We start from the raw sequence: 17,979 nt of genomic DNA, 5'->3' as shown, positions 1-17,979 counted from the left end.
TCCTTCTTTTTCCGGCAGTTTCCTGCCATTCTTCTGCAACCTTCAGATTTGTCTTCTGACATTTCTTTATAATTGCAGGTCTTATGAAAAAAGGACGCAGCATGGTGAAATGACTGCGTCCTGATATATTATCTGTTATTTATGATCTTTTATCCGCAAATCGCAACATTATTTACATGTGGTCATGGCAAGTTCTTGCGATAACGTCAAGCTGCTGCTCACGAGTAAGGTCGATAAACTTAACAGCGTATCCTGATACACGGATTGTGAAGTTAGCGTACTCAGGTTTCTCTGGGTGCTCCATAGCATCTTTCAGTTTGTCAACACCAAATACGTTAACGTTCAGATGATGTGCTCCCTGATCGAAGTATCCGTCAAGTACATGAGCAAGGTTCTCTTTACGCTCTTCATCAGAATGTCCAAGTGCACCTGGGTTGATTGTCTGTGTATTAGAGATTCCATCAAGTGCAAGCTCGTAAGGAAGCTTAGCAACAGAGTTAAGAGAAGCAAGAAGTCCGCTCTGCTCTGCACCGTAAGACGGGTTAGCTCCTGGTGAAAGTGGCTCTCCAGCCTTTCTTCCGTCCGGAAGAGATCCTGTAGCCTTACCATATACAACGTTAGATGTAATTGTAAGGATAGATGTTGTCGGTACAGAATGTCTGTATGTGTGGCACTTGTTCAGTTTGTGCATGAATTTCTTCAGAAGCCATACAGCAATCTCATCTGCACGGTCATCATCGTTACCGTATCTTGGGAAGTCTCCCTCAATCTCGAAGTCTGTTGCAAGACCATCTTCGTCACGGACAACTTTAACCTTAGCGTATTTGATAGCGCTCAGGGAGTCAACTACATGTGAGAATCCAGCAATACCTGTTGCGAAAGAACGTTTAACGTCTGTGTCGATCAGGGACATCTGAGCTGCCTCATAGTAGTATTTATCATGCATGTAGTGGATCATGTTCAGTGTATCAACATACAGCTTGGACAGCCACTCCATCATCTGGTCATATTTCTCCATTACTTCATCGTAATCAAGGTACTCGGAAGTAATTGGCTGGTAAGCCGGTCCTACCTGTACTTTGTTCTTCTCATCGATACCACCGTTGATAGCGTAAAGAAGACACTTAGCAAGGTTTGCACGAGCTCCGAAGAACTGCATCTCTTTACCTGTCTCTGTAGCAGATACACAGCAGCAGATGCTGTAGTCATCGCCCCATACCGGACGCATAACATCATCGTTCTCATACTGGATAGAACTTGTTGTTACAGAAATCAGGGAAGCGAACTTCTTGAAGTTCTCTGGCAGTCTTGAAGAATAAAGAACTGTCAGGTTCGGCTCTGGTGAAGGTCCCATGTTGTTCAGTGTGTGGAGGAAACGATAGTCGTTCTTTGTTACCATAGAACGTCCGTCCTGTCCAAGTCCACCAACCTCAAGTGTTGCCCATGTCGGGTCTCCTGAGAACAGCTGGTTGTAAGATGGGATTCTTGCGAACTTAACCATACGGAATTTCATTACCATGTGGTCGATGATCTCCTGAGCTTCCTTCTCTGTGATCTTTCCAGCCTTCAGGTCTCTCTCGATATAGATATCAAGGAATGTAGAGATACGTCCTACAGACATAGCTGCACCATTCTGAGTCTTGATTGCTGCAAGATATCCGAAGTACAGCCACTGAGCTGCTTCATGAGCATCCTTAGCCGGCTGTGAAATATCAAATCCGTAAGCTGCAGCCATTTCTTTCATTTCTTTCAGAGCTTTGATCTGATCTGCAAGCTCTTCACGAAGACGGAAATCCTCACCCTTCATGCCGTGTCTTGCATAACGCTCGAAGTCATACTGTTTTCTCTCGATCAGGAAGTCGATACCATACAGTGCAACACGACGGTAGTCACCTACGATACGTCCACGTCCGTATGTATCCGGAAGTCCTGTAATAATCTTGTTATGACGAGCTTTCTTCATCTCTGGTGTGTAGATGTCGAATACTCCCTGGTTGTGTGTTTTATGATATTTTGTGAAGATCTCATGCAGTTTCTCGCTTGGCTGGTATCCGTATGTTGTACAAGCCTGCTCTGCCATCTTGATTCCACCATAAGGCATGAATGCTCTCTTCAGCGGTTTGTCTGTCTGCAAACCAACAATCTGCTCAAGATCTTTCATGCTCTCATCGATATATCCCGGGCCGTATGCTGTCAGACCGGAAACAACTTCTGTCTCCATGTCGAGAACTCCGCCCTTAGCTCTTTCTTCTTTCTGAAGTTCCTGCAGTCTTCCCCATAATTTGTCTGTTGCTTCTGTTGGTCCCTCAAGGAATGACTCATCACCTTCATATGGTGTGTAGTTCTCCTGGATGAAATCACGCACGTCTACAGAGTGTGTCCATTTTCTTCCCTTGAAGCCAGCCCACTGCTCAAAATTAGCCATTGAAAAATCCTCCTATATTCTTTCCTAAAATAGTTTTGTAATTGTTTTACGGGCATAGTATAACACCGTGTTAAATAAATGACAAGCGTAAAATCGAGAATAAATATCGGAAATCGCTTTGTATTCGATTTAGTACAAAATATACGAAAAAACGCCCATTTTACGGGGAATTGTACGAACTTTAATACAGTAAAAATGTACTGTAAAAAGAACATTTTCCCCATGTGTACGGTCTGATTTACAGACAAATAAACAGCCTCTTTTTCTTTCAAAATTCACTCTAGGTACTTTTCCTCTATGATAACGATTTCGTTTCATGTTTTCTCTATATTTTTGTCAATGGAGTTACGTTCTGTTTTTTGATATAATAGTGCATTAGCGTATCTATATTTAGTTTATGAAAGAGGAATATTATGGAAATCAGAAAGACAAAACCAGAAGAGCTTGAAGTACTTCTTAAGATGTACGAACATGCACGCAGATTCATGGCAACTCACGGAAATGCTTCTCAATGGGAAAACAATTATCCTTCTCCACAGTTAATTCTGGATGACATCACTGAGGGGAACAGTTATGTCTGCACAGAAAAGGACCAGATAGTTGCTACTTTCTATTATAAAGAAGGGGCTGATCCGACTTACATGCGCATCTACGAAGGTGAATGGATCAACGACTCCCGTTACGGAGTTGTTCACCGCATCACTTCCACCGGAAATGTAAAAGGTGCTGCTTCCTTCTGCCTGAACTGGGCTTTGGAACAATGCGGCAATATCCGTATTGATACACACCGGGACAATATCGTAATGCAGCATCTGTTAGATAAGAATGGATTCAAATATTGCGGAATCGTATATGTTGAGGATGGAACAGAACGAATTGCTTATCAGAAAGTGGTTTAATAATACCAAAATCCATAAAGCAAGGAGCAGAGACATTTGATTTTAATGTCTCTGCTCCTTGTTGCTATATGTCTCACAGAATCTTGCTGCGAAGGACGGTTCTTCTCCACCTGCATAGAGATGTGAGATATCTCCTACTTTCAATCCTCGGAAATATGCCGTTCCCTGTTCTCTCTCTTCTGTTACTACTTCTGTCACAGAAGTCGGTGCAAGCGCAAGGCAATGCCAAAGCACGAATGGTGATACATTCCATAAATGGGACAACAGCACACAGCTGATTCCGAAATGGCAGAAAAATGTCACTGTCTCATCACTTTCTTTCTCCACACGATAATGCGCCCCTTCTCTTACATATCCATGCTCTGCGAGAAAGCGATCAAATTCTTCAATCACATGATCGTATACTTCTACAAGATCAGAATTTTTCGCCACTTCTGTTTCACGCCATGCATTTTTATCCATATAAGCTTCATGTTCTGTCCAATACCCCGGAACCATATCCCATGCAATTCTAGGCAGGAAATGCTCACCTTCTTTTTTCACATCGGGATATGCTTTTTCAAGTTCCGGATTTTTATTCAAATCAACCTGCGCCGGGAACTCTTGCAGCCAATCCAATATTTCTGCTGTTTTTCCAGTTACCTCAAGACATGGAGTCGCCGTATCCTTCGCTCTTCCAAGTGGAGACTTATAGCATTCCCCCATATTCATAGATACTGCACGTTTTGCAAGCAGTGCCGCTTCACGTCTTCCTTTTTCTGTTAATGTGTCATTTACATAATCCGGATCTCCGTGACGGATCAATAGAATTCTCATCTTGCTTCTCCTTTGTAATCAATTATTTTCTCCAGCCATTCCTCTGCCAGTTTGGGCCAGATCTGTACTTCTTTCAGAGTCTTTCGGATTTCTTCTTTCTGCTCTACTGTCCATTTCGGTGGCTGTGTTCTTCCAATTCCATTTTTCACAAGCAGTTCTTCTCCCATTTCCTTTGGAAATGAAGTTTCTCCCGCAAGGATTGCTTCTGCCAGCATACGGAGTTGCTCCTGTGTATAAGGTTCTCTCCCTCTGCGTTCCAGCCAGTCCTCTGTTGCAACAGACATACCATGCACGCCTTCTGAAAATACATGATGTGCGAATGGAACTCCTTCTTCCAGACATTTCTGTGCTAAAAGATAACTATTCTGCACCGGAACTGTTCCATCTGTTGCTGTCTGCCAGATAAAGCATGGTGGCATTTCTTTTGTTACATGCTTTTCAATTGACATATATTCTAGCTCTTTTCTTGTAGGATTCTTTCCATATAATGCTACAAAAGAATCTTTATGTGTGTACTTTCCTGTAGTGATTACCGGATAAGACAGCACAGCAGCATCCGGTTTGTTTGAAAACTTCTGATATTTTTCATCCGGATCCTCGATATCCGCTCCATGCACACACAGACTCGCACACAGATGTCCTCCGGCTGAAAATCCACAGACCACGATCTGATCTGACAAAATATGTAACTGCTCCGAACGAAAACGGATGATTCGCATTGCTCTGGAAATATCTTTCAGCGGCTGAAGCTTTAATGGTGCTTCATCCAGTGGATTCACTGTATATTCAAGGACGAACACATTATAACCAGCCTGATAAAATTCCATAGCAACCAGATGTGCTTCCGAAGGCGATACAAGTCTGTAACCGCCTCCCGGAACAACCAGCATCGCCGGATGCATCAGCTCATCCTCATGAATATAGCTGACCATAATCGGGATAAACCCATGCGCCGCCGGGTAATGATATTCTTCTTTGTGCCATAATTCTATTCTTTCGCCTATCATGTGTTAATTTCTCCTGTATGATTTATAATTTGTGCTTTTCTGTTATTCTTTTAGGAGCACGGACTTTGCTCGTTGCTCGCGTAAAAAAGCCACGAAAGACAAGATCCCCCAACCTTGTCTTCCATGACTCCCATTACATACACTCAACTTGCTTTACAGTTCGAATCCTTCCAGATATGGATTCTCTGCCTCAGAAAACTTCTCTTCCTCAACCATCTGCGCGATTGCCGGGTCAAGTGGCATCTTTCCGAGAACCGGAACATTAAGATCTTCTGCAATCTCATCAATGTGGCTTTCTCCAAATACTTTAATCTCTTTGCCACAATCCGGACACTTCACATAGCTGTAGTTCTCAACAATTCCAAGAACCGGAATATTCATCTGCTTCGCCATTCCATATGCCTTCTTCACGATCATCTGTACAAGATCCTGCGGAGATGTAACAATCACAACGCCGTCAACCGGAAGAGACTGGAATACTGTCAACGGAACATCACCTGTTCCAGGTGGCATATCAACGAAGAGATAATCAAGATCTCCCCACATAACATCTGTCCAGAACTGCTTTACAACACCTGCGATCACTGGTCCCCTCCAAATAACCGGTGCTTCCTCGTCTTCCAAAAGAAGATTGACAGACATGATCTTTGTTCCATCTGCTGCTTCACATGGAAGAATTCCCTGCTCAGTTCCTACTGCCATCTCATGAAGTCCATACATCTTTGGGATAGATGGACCTGTAATATCTGCATCCATGATACCAACATTATATCCTTTTGCTCTCATCATTCTTGCAAGGGATGCTGTCACGAGTGACTTACCAACACCGCCCTTTCCACTGACAACGCCGATCACTTTTTTAATAGATGAATACATGTTCATCGGTTCATGCATATCAACTTTCTTACTTGTGCATGTTCCTGCACTGGCACAGCTGGCGCAGGATTCCTCTGAACATCCTGCTGTTTTCTGCTCTTCTGCCATAATACCATAACCTCTTTTCTACAAATAAATAGTGGTATCATTGTAGCACATTTTCTCACAGAATGATAGGCTGAACCTATGCTTTTATTTTTCTAAGTGTTATACTTATGTCAATTGTTATGTTAATTCTTAATTCATTCTAACTTGAATACAATTAGAAAGGAGTTTTCCTATATGCCAGTAATATCCGAACAACTTAAGCCGATTGACACTGTCAATGGATTCCAGATCCGTCCCGGCTTTTTCCGTGAATTTGGTGCAGTCGCTATCCCGGGTGGTGTCAACTTTACAATTCATACACACGGTGCTACCTCCTGCGAGCTTCTGCTGTTTCACCGCAAAGCCGAAGAACCTTACGCCGTGATTCCATTTCCGGAAAGTTACAGGATCGGATTCTGCTATTCTATGATCGTCTTTGATCTGGATATCGAAGAATTTGAGTACGCCTATCGATTGGATGGTCCTTATGATGAAAAGAAAGGACTCCGTTTTGATAAAAACAAAATCCTGCTGGATCCTTATGCGCGCGCCGTCACCGGACAGAGCCAGTGGGGGCATGTAAATAACGCCCAGCATGGTTATCGTGCCCGTGTGGTACAATCCAACTTTGACTGGGGTGACCAGCGTCACCATTCTATTCCTATGGAAGACTTGATCATCTACGAGCTACACGTCCGCGGATTTACCATGGATGAAAGTTCCGGTGTTAAGCACCACGGTACATTCGAAGGCCTGCGCGAAAAGATTTCTTATTTGAAAGAACTTGGAGTCAATGCTGTTGAACTAATGCCAATCTTCGAATTTGATGAGATGCGTGATGTACGATTGATTGATGAAAATGAACTTATTGATTTCTGGGGATATAATCCAGTCAGTTTCTTTGCACCAAATACAAGCTACTGTTCTTCTATGGAATATAACCGCGAAGGACTAGAACTCAAGACACTGATCAAAGATCTCCATGACAATGGTATAGAAGTAATCCTCGATGTCGTCTTCAACCACACTGCTGAGGGAAATGAATTCGGTCCGTGCTTTTCTTTCAAAGGCTTTGACAATAACATTTACTATATGCTGACTCCGGACGGACATTATTATAATTTCAGCGGATGTGGAAATACATTAAACTGCAATCACCCTGTTGTACGAGACATGATTTTGGAATGTCTGCGTTACTGGGTCATCGAATACCGTGTAGACGGATTCCGTTTTGATCTTGCTTCCATTCTTGGGCGAAATGATGACGGAACCCCTCTAAGCCAACCACCGCTTCTGCGAAGCCTTGCATTCGACTCGATCCTTGGAAATGTAAAACTGATCGCTGAAGCATGGGATGCCGGCGGACTTTATCAGGTCGGTTCTTTCCCTTCCTGGAAGCGCTGGGCTGAATGGAATGGGCGCTACCGTGATGATATGCGCCGCTTTTTAAAAGGAGATGACTTCCTTGCCCAGACTGCTGCAGCAAGAATCACAGGTTCTCCTGATCTGTACGATCCTGCTTACCGAGGTGGAAATGCTTCCATCAACTTTCTCACCTGTCATGATGGATTCACGCTTTATGATCTGTACAGTTATAACCAGAAGCATAATGAAGCCAACGGTTGGGGGAACACTGACGGAGCTGACGACAATAACAGCTGGAACTGTGGCGTAGAAGGCGAAACAGATGATCCTGCCATTCTGGCACTTCGTAAACGACTGATGAAAAATGCCTGTGCCATTCTGCTTTGCAGCCGCGGAACTCCAATGTTCCTCTCCGGTGATGAATTCGCAGACACACGTTATGGAAATAATAACCCTTATTGCCAGGATAACCTGATCTCCTGGCTGGACTGGAGTCTCCTCAAAAAAAATAAGGATCTGTTCGATTTCTTTCAATATATGATCCAGTTCCGCAAAAATCACCCTGTCATCCGTAAGGATCTCGAGCCAAGCTATCTTGGTGTTCCGGCAATGAGCACGCATGGGCTCACTCCGGATGAGACAAATTTCTCCGGTGACAGCCATGTTGTCTGTGTACGATTCGCAGGCTATAATGAAGCAACCCAAAAAGAAGACCTTGTTTATCTGGCTGTAAATTCCGGATGGTTTCCGGTTACACTCACTCTGCCGGAACTTCCTGAACATTACAAATGGAAAGTTGCGGTCAACACCGGCGATCCTAAATGTCAGTTTTTTCACAAAAATTCAATGCCTACGGTAGAATCTAAAATATTTTTAGGTGAACGCTCTGTTATTATTTTCGTTGCTACCGCTATATGAATTAATTTTTTAGCTGTTTCTCAATATTTTTTAGAATATTTTTGTTTATTTTGACAAGCTTGTTGTTTGTATAACAAATAACAGGCTTGTCATTTTTTAAACTTTTCTTGATAATTTTGAGATTTATTTATAGAATATTACTAAACAAAACTTTACTGGTTTGAAGATAGGTTTTTTCAAATACATTTCCTATTTTAAAATCAGTCAGTAATGAACGTTATGGTAAAAGGAGAGGTTTAAAATGAGTAGACTTGAAATCCCAGGTCCAGACAAAGGCCAGCTCGTTGTTGAAGAGCTGTACAAAGATCTGGAACGCAGAATTGAATCCAGCCCTCCGGGATTATGTCCGGTTGACATGACTCGTGCATTTATCGAGATGTGTCAGACACAATCCTGTGGAAAATGTACCCCGTGCCGCGTTGGGCTGTGGCAGTTGAAGAACCTTCTGACAGATGTTATGAACGGTACTGCTACAATGGAGACACTTGATCTGATTGACACATTGTCTGAATCCATCCGCGAAGGATCTGACTGTCCGATCGGATATGAAGCCGGTGCCATGGTACATAAGAGCTTAAGAGACTGTCGCGAAGATTATGAAGAACATGTCCGTCAGGGACGCTGTACCTGCCACTATACACAGCCTGTACCTTGCGTTTCTCTCTGTCCTGCACATGTTGATATTCCTGGATATATCGCACTGACCGGAGAGGGCCGTTACGCTGACGCAATCCGTCTGATCCGTAAGGATAATCCGTTCCCGACAACCTGCGGTTTTATTTGTGAGCATCCTTGTGAGGCTCGCTGCCGTAGAAATATCGTAGATGATGCCATCAATATCCGTGGACTGAAACGAATGGCCGCTGATTATGCAGGCAAGGTTCCACCACCGGAATGCGCACCTTCCACCGGAAAGCGTATCGCTGTCGTAGGCGGTGGACCTGGTGGACTCAGCGCTGCTTACTACCTGCAGTTGATGGGACATCAGACAACCGTATTCGAGATGCTTCCAAAACTCGGCGGAATGCTCCGCTATGGAATCCCGAACTACAGACTTCCGAAAGATCGTCTTGACGAAGACATTCAGGCAATCCTTGAGACAGGAGTTCAGGTAGAATTTGGAAAACGTATTGGTAAAGATATCACAATTCAGAGTCTCCGCCAGGAATATGATGCTGTTCTTATTTCCATCGGTGCAAGCACTGATAAGAAGCTTGGTATCGAAGGCGAACATGCAGAAGGCGTGATTTCTGCTGTGTCCTTCCTTCGTGATGTTGGAGAAAACAAGAGCCCTGATCTTACCGGACAGGAAGTTGCTGTCATCGGTGGCGGTAACGTTTCCATGGACGCCGTCCGCACAGCAAAACGTCTCGGTGCTAAAAAAGTAAGTATCGTTTACAGACGCCGTACTGCAGATATGACTGCTCTTCCGGCTGAGATCGAAGGTGCAGTTGCAGAGGGAATTGAAGTACTCACACTGAAAGCACCATCCAGAATCGAGACTGATGAGAACGGACACGTTTCAGGTATATACGTCACACCACAGATGATCAGCAAGATCAAGGACGGTCGTGCAAGTGTCTGTCCGACAGGTGAAGAAGATTTCCTTATCCCTTGCCAGACACTCATCGTTGCAATCGGTCAGGATATCGAATCCGAACATTTCGCAGAAGCCGGTGTTCCGGTTTCCCGCGGTAAGATCATGACAGAGCGTTATGGCGGTTTCGACAATATCCCTGGCGTATTCGCCGGTGGAGACTGTGCATCCGGTCCTGCTTCCGTAATCAAGGCAATTGCCGCTGCAAAGGTTGTTGCTGCCAATATCGATGAATATCTTGGTTTCCACCATATCATCAGCTGTGATGTTGAGATTCCGGAACCTCGCTTAAGCGACCGCGAACCTTGCGGAAGAGTTGAACTGACAGAACGCGAAGCATGTAGCCGTGTCTGTGACTTTGAAGGCGTTGAAAACTGTATGACAGAAGCCGAAGCAAAACAGGAATCCCACAGATGCCTGCGCTGCGATCATTTCGGTTATGGTATTTTCAAAGGAGGGCGGAAAGAAAAATGGTAAATATTACAATTGATAATCAGAAAATATCCGTACCTTCCGGAACTACTATCATGGAAGCTGCGGCAAAACTTGGAACTCCGATTCCGAAATTATGTTATTTAAAAGATATCAACGAGATTGCGGCATGCCGTGTCTGTGTTGTTGAAATTGAAGGGAAAGATCGTCTGGTCACATCCTGTAATAACGTTGTAACCGAAGGCATGGTGATTTACACGAACAGCCCGAAGGTACGCATTGCAAGAAGACAGACTGTACAGCTTATCCTTTCCCAGCATGACTGCAAATGTGCAACCTGTGTCAGAAGCGGGAACTGTACACTTCAGCAGGTTGCAAATGATCTGAACCTGATCGATCTTCCGTTCAAAGAACGCTTTGAAGATACACCTTGGGACAAGACATTCCCACTCATCCGTGATTCACGCAAATGTATCAAATGTATGCGCTGTATCCAGATTTGTGACAAGATCCAGGGGCTGAACATCTGGGATGTTACAAGTACAGGTTCAAGAACAACGATCAATGTAAACGGAAATAAAAAGATCAATGAAGTCTCCTGTTCTCTCTGCGGACAGTGTATCACTCATTGTCCTGTCGGCGCACTTCGTGAACGTGATGATACAGAGGATGTATGGAGTGCGATTGCTGACAAGAAGAAAGTGGTGGTTGCACAGGTTGCTCCGGCAGTCCGTGCCGCATGGGGAGAAGCTCTCGGCCTGTCCAGAGAAGAAGCAACAATCGGAAAGATCATGGACGCCTTGAAAAAGATCGGCGTAGACTACGTCTTCGATACTTCTTTCTCTGCTGACCTTACGATCATGGAAGAAGGAAATGAATTCCTGCAGCGCTTCACCAAAGGAGAATTAAAGCTGCGTCCGATGTTCACTTCCTGCTGCCCTGGCTGGATCCGTTTCATCAAATCACAGTACCCACATCTGGTGCCACAGCTGTCCACAGCCAAGTCACCACAGCAGATGTTCGGTGCTGTTATGAAGACTTATTTTGCACAGTCCATCGGTGTCGCTCCGGAAGACATTTACACCGTATCTGTCATGCCTTGCGTAGCGAAAAAAGGTGAACGCAACATGGAACTTTTCTACGGCGAGTATGCCGGACATGACATTGACACAGTTCTCACTACAAGAGAACTGACAAGAATGATCCGTGCTGCGCATATTGATCCAAAAATCCTGAAAGACCGCGAATGTGATCCGCTTATGAAAGAGTGGTCCGGTGCCGGTGTTATCTTCGGTGCTACCGGCGGTGTTATGGAAGCTGCACTTCGTTCCGCACACTATCTTGTAACAGGACGTAACCCGGATCCGGATGCATTTAAGATCGTCCGCAGTCCATCCTTTGAGACGGGTGTTGTAGAAGCTGAAGTCCAGATCGGTGATGCTACGATCCGCGCTGCTGTTGTCAGTGGTCTTGGAAATGTACGCAAACTGCTTGAAGCAATTGAACACGGTGAAGTACACTACGACTTTGTGGAAGTTATGGCCTGTCCGGGCGGATGCGTCGGTGGAGGCGGCCAGCCGATCCACGACGGCGAAGAACTTGCACACACACGCGGTGCAAACCTCTACTTCCTTGACAAGAACGCAAAGATCCGTTTCTCCCATGAGAACCAGGATGTTATGAAATTGTACAACGATTTCCTTGAGAAACCATTGTCACACAAATCACATATGCTGCTTCATACAGATCATACAAAGTGGGATATGCCTAGATAATAATTCCTATATAAAACAAGAGCCAGAACAGTGGGAAGATGCGGTGCTGTTTCTGGCTCTTGCCAAAATCAGGCAGGACGGATTCATTTTCCCGACCTGCCTGATTCATCATATTCTTATTCTACTGTTACACTCTTTGCAAGGTTTCTCGGCTTATCTACATCAAGTCCCTTTGCAACACTTACATAATATCCAAGTAACTGCAGCGGAATCACTGCGAGGCTTCCCATAAAGTGCTCATCCACTTTCGGAACATAGACTGTAAAGTCTACCTTGTCTTCCATCTCATAATTTCCATAGTTTGTCACACCCATCAGATATGCGCCACGGCTCTTACATTCCATCATATTGCTGACTGTCTTCTCATACAGCTTGCTCTGTGTCAGAACTCCGATTACGAGAATATTGTCCTCGATCAGACTGATTGTTCCATGCTTTAACTCACCTGCCGCATAAGCCTCAGAATGAATATAAGAAATCTCTTTCAGTTTCAGACTTCCTTCCAGACACACTGCATAGTCCACTCCACGGCCTACAAAGAAGACATCATGTGCATTCGCATATTTAGCTGCAAACCACTGGATTCTCTCCTTATCCTGAAGAATCTTCTCAATCTTCTCCGGAATTGTCTGAAGCTCGGAAATGTAATAGCTGTACCGCTCGTCTGTGATCAGCCCTTTCACCTTCGCGAACTGAACTGCAATACAATCAAGAGCTACAAGCTGTGCGCTGTATCCCTTTGTTGTAGCAACCGAAATCTCCGGTCCTGCCAGTGTATAGAACACCTTATCTGCCTCACGGGCAATACTGCTTCCGATTACATTTACAACTGCAAGTGTAGCAAGTCCTTTATCTTTCGCCATACGCATAGCTGCCAATGTATCTGCGGTCTCTCCGGACTGGCTGATCACGATAACCAGACCATCCTTCACAAGCGGCATCTCACGGTAACGGAACTCAGATGCAAGCTCTACTCGAACCGGAATCTGAGCCATCTCCTCGATCACATACTGAGCCTCAACTCCTACATGCCATGCAGAACCGCACGCAACAATGTAAATCTGGCTGTATTTCTTAATCTCTTCCTCTGTAATATCAATATCCGTAAAGTCGATCACTCCGTCTTTCACAACAGAATTCAGAGTATCACGGATTGCTTTCGGCTGCTCATAGATCTCTTTCATCATGAAATGCTCGAAACCGGCCTTCTCTGCTGCCTCTGCATCCCATTTGATCTCTGTTGTCTCTTTCTCGATCTCGTCACCATTAAGATCATAGAAATGAGCCTCTCCCGGAACAAGCTTTGCAAACTCAAGGTTTCCGATATAGTATACATTTCTTGTGTATTTCAGGATTGCCGGTACATCAGACGCAACATAAGTCTCGCCATCTGCAATACCGATGATCATCGGGCTGTCTTTTCTGGCAACCCAGATCTCTCCCGGATAATCCTTGAACATCAGCTCAAGTGCATAAGAACCACGTACACGAACCATAGTCTTGGCAATCGCATCAATCGGTCCTAAATTATATTTCTTATAATAGTAGTCAACCAGTTTGATCACTACTTCTGTATCTGTATCACTGTAGAATGTATAACCATGCTTTAACAGCTTCTCTTTCAACTCGGTATAGTTTTCGATAATACCGTTATGTACTCCGACAACCTCAGACTCAACTGTACCGGATCCACTTCTCTCACAGTTTCCGGATACATGCGGATGTGCATTGATCTGACTTGGCTCCCCATGAGTCGCCCAGCGTGTATGACCGATACCGCAAGTTCCCTTGAGTGCCTTACCACTGTCTGTCTTCTCTGAAAGATTACTCAGACGTCCCTTCGCCTTAACAACCTGTGCAAGATGCTCTCCGTCACGCACTGCAAGACCTGCTGAATCATATCCTCTGTATTCCAGCTTAGACAATCCGTCCAACAGAATCGGAGCTGCCTGATGATTTCCTGTAAATCCTACGATTCCACACATAAATAATTCCTCCTATTAACTATCTGCATCCCTCTCTACAAATAGTTATATACATTTCCATGTTGTTTTCCCTTTTCAATGAGCCTATCACTTTCGTAATTGTTACAAAAAAGTTAAATAACTCATTCGTTAGTGTAACACAGATAGGCGAAATAGGGAAGTAAAAAATGCATTTTCTTAATCACTTTCCCGTCACTACAGTGGCCAGTCAGGGAACCTTCCGTTCACGATTGCATGCATGATCCTGTCCTTCGCCCCTGGCGTCTCCCTGTTGATCTGCTCCATCAACTGTTTTGCATACGCTCTTTTTGTTGAACCATCTACCGGGCACGTATTCTTAACCACACGGATTCCCTGGTCTGCAACAAAGTGCGCTACACCTCGCTCCGGAACATACATCATCGGACGGATCACCGTCACTCCCGCTTCCGGCAATTTTGTCACCGGTGGAAACGCATAGAACCGGCCTTCATAGATCAATGACATCAATGCTGTCTCTATAAAATCATCCTTATTATGTGCATATGCCATCTTATTGATTCCAAGCTCTCCCAGCCGTTGATACATCGCACCCTTCCGAAGCTTTGCACACAAAGAACACGGTCTTATATCCTTATTCTCCTGAAATACGATCCGGGCAATCTCTGTATCAACCTGCTCATAAGGAATCTCCAGGTGCTTACAAAACTCTGCTACGCCCGTAAAATCCATCCCTTCAAATCCTACATTGCAGGTAATCGCAGATAATTCGAACCTCTTCGGGTAAAATCCCTGCAGCAGCTTCATCGCATAAAGCAGAGTCAGGGAATCCTTGCCGCCGGAAACACCTACCGCGATCCTGTCTCCGTCTTCTATCATGTTGTAATCTTGTATCGCCTGACGGATCAGACTTAATAATTTCTGTTGTTTCATACTTCCTTCATTTTTTCTTTCACTTTATCCGGTACATCAATCAGTCCAAATCGATAAAACATTCCATAAATGTAGGTGACGCCCCTGATATCTCCAAGAGCCTTTGGCCTTTCAACTATTTCTCCTGTCTGCTTTATATTATGAAATGCCAGCCTCACCGAACTCCAGGCCAGACTTTTACTTTTTTCCCTGCGGTCAATCCAAAGTTCTTTTGCATATTCACCATTTCTTCCTTTTCGCACTTCATAGGTGAACGACAAACCGGAATATGTTTTAAACGTTATGTTTTGATAACTGAGGATCATATCCCATAAATGCTCCTCACTTAATTTTTCCTGCTGTTTCCTCATTAGATCATAATATCACTTTTCCATAATACTTTACAACAATTTTGCGAAATTCAGGTTGCGGATTTTGTAAGCACCTCTTATACTTTATTATTATGTATGATACAAGGGTCAAAAGGTCATGCGTTTCTTGCTTGCATGAAAAAGCATGACTTATTGACCCGCAAAACACCGAAAAGTAGCCATTTTTCGTAGAAAAATGAGCGGATTTGAGGTGTTTTAGGATTGCGAGAGCATGAAATGCGAAGCAATCCGTGTATCATAGGGGTCAAAATACCTTTTGACCCCAACATCTTATGTATGAATGTGGAGGGATGAAAGCATGAAGATACTTCTGATCAATGGGAGTCCTAAAGGTAAAAGAAGTAATTCATTAAAGCTTGCATACAGTTTTATTGAAGGATTTAAAAATGGATGTACGGATGATGAAGAAAGCATCTCCATCGATGAACTCCATGTAGCTTCAATGAATATAGCTGCGTGTAAAGGATGCTTTGCGTGCTGGCAGAAAACGCCTGGCATATGCTGTATCAAGGATGATATGCAAAAGGTTATTGAAAAACTGATTGATGCTGATCTTATTCTGTGGTCTTTTCCACTGTACTATTTTAATGTCCCAGGTATCTTAAAGAATTTGATCGACCGTCAGCTTCCTATGAGCCTTCCTTTTATGAGTTCAAAACAGAACGGATACGGAAGCGGAAGTCATGACTCCAGATATGATATGGAAGGTAAAAGACATGTTCTGATTTCCACCTGTGGCTTTTATTCTGCTGTTGGAAACTATGACAGTGTATTGCGGATGTTTGATCATTTTCTCGGCAAAGGAAATTATACGACCATCTTTTGTGGTCAGGGAGAATTATTCCGTGTAAAAGAATTGTCTGCAAGAACAGATGAATATCTTTCCACTGTAAAATGTGCCGGCTCAGAATATGCAATGACCGGAACAATCTCTGAAGAAACAGATGCAATACTCCACACGCTTTTATATTCCAGAGATGTGTTTGAAAAAATGGCAGATGCCAGCTGGGGCATCAGTAAAACAACCGGAGAAAAAGAACCGGATGATCTTATATTTACCCGGCAAATGGCCGCTCTTTATAATAAAGATGTCTACGATGGAAAAGACCGCGTGCTTGAGATTCACTTTACCGATTTGGATCACACCTACCAGATTCAGCTTAGCAAGACAGGAAGCGAAGTATTTACTGATGGACGTCTTTCTCCAACTACTCGCATAGATACGCCTTTTACTGTATGGTCAGCTATTTCCCGTGGAGAAATCGGTGGCGCAGAAGCATTGGGGAAACAGATGTATACGGTATCCGGCGACTTTTCCTTGATGATTGATTGGGATAAAATCTTCGGAAGCGCATCTGTGGTCAAAAAAACAGAGAAAACGCCTCAAAATACAATTGAACAGAAAAAGCCTTCCATGACGACAATGCTGATACCATGGATTACGTTCTGGATCGCTGTTTCTATTCATCCGAAAGTCGGAGCTATGATAACGCTACTTGTGGTCGCAACAGTACCGTTTATTATGAGAAAACATAAATTTGTCATCTGGGATCAGCTCTCTATGGCAGCTGTTGCTATACTTTCTGCAGCGGCAAATATAACCGGAAACGGAGTTCTTCCAACAAACATCGGATATCTTGTATTTGGACTCTTCTGGCTGCTTTCATGCCTGACAAAAGAACCTTTATGCGCTGCATATGTAAAATATAATTATGGGGGTGAAAATGCGCATCAGAACCCTCTCTTTATGAAGACAAATTATATTCTTGCCGCGGCATGGGGCACACTATATGTACTGACAGCAATCTGGACCTTTCTATTTAAGAAAGCCGGGTTTGGAAATGTACTTATTCTTGTGAATAATCTGATTCCTATATTGATGGGGCTTTTCACAGCATGGTTTGAAAAATGGTATCCTGCACGGATGGCAAGAGGCAAGAGAAAATAATAATTCTCTTGCCTCTTATGATTCTTTACTACCGCTTTCAATATGTCTTCTGTACGCCCAATCTTTGACAATTCTAAGATAACATCTCCATGTTTAAATATACAACTCTTTCAACAATTCTTCCTTACTGAAACTTCCACTTCCCATTTCTTCTCCGCTAATAATCTGGTCAGCAAGAGCCATTTTCTTTTCCTGCAATTTTACAATATTCTCTTCTATTGTTCCCTTGGCAATTAATTTGTAAACGGTTACTATATTCTCCTGTGATCATATCTCTCCTGCACTTCCGTTACATATTATTGATATCTCTTGCACTATTTATATTCCTGGCACTATTACAATACTGCTCTGCCTCAGTATGCTTTGCTCCATTAATATTTATAACTCAAACTCTTTCAACAGCTTTTCCTGATATTCCTTGTCAACTGCCGCTTTCAATATATCTTCTGTACGCCCACGCTTTGACAATTCAATATTTAACTGGTTGATTCTGTTTTCTCCTTCTTCTCGGCCAGCTTCAATTCCTCGTCTTTCTGCGGTTAACATTCCTATATTGTAATCTCTGA

Annotated in this window: 12 protein-coding genes and 1 pseudogene; 5 read left to right on the top strand and 8 right to left on the bottom strand. The window is 43.6% G+C overall.

The genetic code is table 11. The annotated features are described in order from the left end of the window. Window positions 1-172: 172 nt before the first annotated feature. Window positions 173-2,425: a formate C-acetyltransferase gene (gene pflB / locus LI162_RS04690; RefSeq protein WP_020436195.1), complete on the bottom strand. Its 2,253-nt coding sequence runs from the start codon at window positions 2,423-2,425 to the stop codon at window positions 173-175. Between the two features lie 413 nt (window positions 2,426-2,838). On the opposite strand from pflB, the gene LI162_RS04685 reads away from it, so the two are divergent. Next, on the top strand, window positions 2,839-3,324 hold the full coding sequence (locus LI162_RS04685) for a hypothetical protein (RefSeq protein WP_020436197.1): 486 nt from the start codon (window positions 2,839-2,841) through the stop codon (window positions 3,322-3,324). 42 nt (window positions 3,325-3,366) lie between these two features. Here the strand turns inward: LI162_RS04685 and LI162_RS04680 are convergent, their stop codons facing one another. The 3 genes from LI162_RS04680 to LI162_RS04670 all read right to left on the bottom strand — a co-directional run bounded on the left by LI162_RS04680 (window position 3,367) and on the right by LI162_RS04670 (window position 6,131). Next, on the bottom strand, window positions 3,367-4,140 hold the full coding sequence (locus LI162_RS04680; protein WP_020436198.1) for a histidine phosphatase family protein: 774 nt from the start codon (window positions 4,138-4,140) through the stop codon (window positions 3,367-3,369). After that, on the bottom strand, window positions 4,137-5,147 hold the full coding sequence (locus tag LI162_RS04675; protein ID WP_020436199.1) for an alpha/beta hydrolase: 1,011 nt from the start codon (window positions 5,145-5,147) through the stop codon (window positions 4,137-4,139). Before LI162_RS04675 ends, LI162_RS04680 begins: the two co-directional genes overlap by 4 nt. A 153-nt stretch (window positions 5,148-5,300) precedes the next feature. Further along, window positions 5,301-6,131: an Mrp/NBP35 family ATP-binding protein gene (locus LI162_RS04670; protein ID WP_117499222.1), complete on the bottom strand. Its 831-nt coding sequence runs from the start codon at window positions 6,129-6,131 to the stop codon at window positions 5,301-5,303. Between the two features lie 174 nt (window positions 6,132-6,305). Between LI162_RS04670 and glgX the strand changes: the two genes are divergently transcribed. The 3 genes from glgX to LI162_RS04655 all read left to right on the top strand — a co-directional run bounded on the left by glgX (window position 6,306) and on the right by LI162_RS04655 (window position 12,197). Then, on the top strand, window positions 6,306-8,393 hold the full coding sequence (glgX, locus tag LI162_RS04665; RefSeq protein WP_155204768.1) for a glycogen debranching protein GlgX: 2,088 nt from the start codon (window positions 6,306-6,308) through the stop codon (window positions 8,391-8,393). 241 nt (window positions 8,394-8,634) lie between these two features. Next, window positions 8,635-10,467: an NAD(P)-binding protein gene (locus LI162_RS04660; protein ID WP_196021562.1), complete on the top strand. Its 1,833-nt coding sequence runs from the start codon at window positions 8,635-8,637 to the stop codon at window positions 10,465-10,467. After that, window positions 10,461-12,197, top strand: a complete 1,737-nt coding sequence (locus LI162_RS04655; protein WP_226875787.1) for a [FeFe] hydrogenase, group A — start codon at window positions 10,461-10,463, stop codon at window positions 12,195-12,197. Before LI162_RS04660 ends, LI162_RS04655 begins: the two co-directional genes overlap by 7 nt. A gap of 116 nt (window positions 12,198-12,313) precedes the next feature. On the opposite strand, the gene glmS is transcribed toward LI162_RS04655, so the two are convergent. From glmS to LI162_RS04640, 3 genes are all read right to left on the bottom strand, one after another. Continuing rightward, the gene (gene glmS / locus LI162_RS04650; protein WP_227155874.1) at window positions 12,314-14,182 is read right to left on the bottom strand and encodes a glutamine--fructose-6-phosphate transaminase (isomerizing); all 1,869 of its coding nucleotides are present in this window, start codon (window positions 14,180-14,182) and stop codon (window positions 12,314-12,316) included. A 195-nt stretch (window positions 14,183-14,377) separates the two neighbouring features. Continuing rightward, complete coding sequence (locus tag LI162_RS04645; RefSeq protein ID WP_227155873.1) at window positions 14,378-15,094, bottom strand: tRNA 2-thiocytidine biosynthesis TtcA family protein; 717 nt, start codon at window positions 15,092-15,094, stop codon at window positions 14,378-14,380. Then, on the bottom strand, window positions 15,091-15,444 hold the full coding sequence (locus LI162_RS04640; RefSeq protein ID WP_227155871.1) for a hypothetical protein: 354 nt from the start codon (window positions 15,442-15,444) through the stop codon (window positions 15,091-15,093). Before LI162_RS04640 ends, LI162_RS04645 begins: the two co-directional genes overlap by 4 nt. Before the next feature lie 319 nt (window positions 15,445-15,763). Here LI162_RS04640 and LI162_RS04635 point away from each other — a divergent pair, with 319 nt between their 5' ends. Continuing rightward, window positions 15,764-17,413 carry a flavodoxin family protein gene (locus LI162_RS04635; protein WP_226875785.1) on the top strand — a complete coding sequence of 550 codons (1,650 nt, stop codon included), beginning with the start codon at window positions 15,764-15,766 and terminating at the stop codon, window positions 17,411-17,413. 378 nt (window positions 17,414-17,791) lie between these two features. Here the strand turns inward: LI162_RS04635 and LI162_RS04630 are convergent. Next, a pseudogene (locus tag LI162_RS04630) lies at window positions 17,792-17,979 on the bottom strand (Rpn family recombination-promoting nuclease/putative transposase); the annotation flags it as partial.

This window comes from Mediterraneibacter sp. 210702-DFI.3.120 (assembly GCF_020561005.1).
Lineage (GTDB): Bacteria > Bacillota > Clostridia > Lachnospirales > Lachnospiraceae > Mediterraneibacter > Mediterraneibacter faecis.
Note: the sequence above shows the minus strand (reverse complement) of the source record. Positions and strands in the feature narration are given on the sequence as shown.

What these genes read in the sequence shown, in the direction of transcription:
- LI162_RS04645 (WP_227155873.1), bottom strand. Translation starts at nt 15,094, where the DNA reads ATGAAACAACAGAAATTATTAAGTCTGATCCGTCAGGCGATACAAGAT.
- LI162_RS04635 (WP_226875785.1), top strand. Translation starts at nt 15,764, where the DNA reads ATGAAGATACTTCTGATCAATGGGAGTCCTAAAGGTAAAAGAAGTAAT.
- LI162_RS04685 (WP_020436197.1), top strand. Translation starts at nt 2,839, where the DNA reads ATGGAAATCAGAAAGACAAAACCAGAAGAGCTTGAAGTACTTCTTAAG.
- LI162_RS04660 (WP_196021562.1), top strand. Translation starts at nt 8,635, where the DNA reads ATGAGTAGACTTGAAATCCCAGGTCCAGACAAAGGCCAGCTCGTTGTT.
- LI162_RS04675 (WP_020436199.1), bottom strand. Translation starts at nt 5,147, where the DNA reads ATGATAGGCGAAAGAATAGAATTATGGCACAAAGAAGAATATCATTAC.
- glmS (WP_227155874.1), bottom strand. Translation starts at nt 14,182, where the DNA reads ATGTGTGGAATCGTAGGATTTACAGGAAATCATCAGGCAGCTCCGATT.
- LI162_RS04670 (WP_117499222.1), bottom strand. Translation starts at nt 6,131, where the DNA reads ATGGCAGAAGAGCAGAAAACAGCAGGATGTTCAGAGGAATCCTGCGCC.
- glgX (WP_155204768.1), top strand. Translation starts at nt 6,306, where the DNA reads ATGCCAGTAATATCCGAACAACTTAAGCCGATTGACACTGTCAATGGA.
- LI162_RS04680 (WP_020436198.1), bottom strand. Translation starts at nt 4,140, where the DNA reads ATGAGAATTCTATTGATCCGTCACGGAGATCCGGATTATGTAAATGAC.
- LI162_RS04655 (WP_226875787.1), top strand. Translation starts at nt 10,461, where the DNA reads ATGGTAAATATTACAATTGATAATCAGAAAATATCCGTACCTTCCGGA.
- pflB (WP_020436195.1), bottom strand. Translation starts at nt 2,425, where the DNA reads ATGGCTAATTTTGAGCAGTGGGCTGGCTTCAAGGGAAGAAAATGGACA.
- LI162_RS04640 (WP_227155871.1), bottom strand. Translation starts at nt 15,444, where the DNA reads ATGAGGAAACAGCAGGAAAAATTAAGTGAGGAGCATTTATGGGATATG.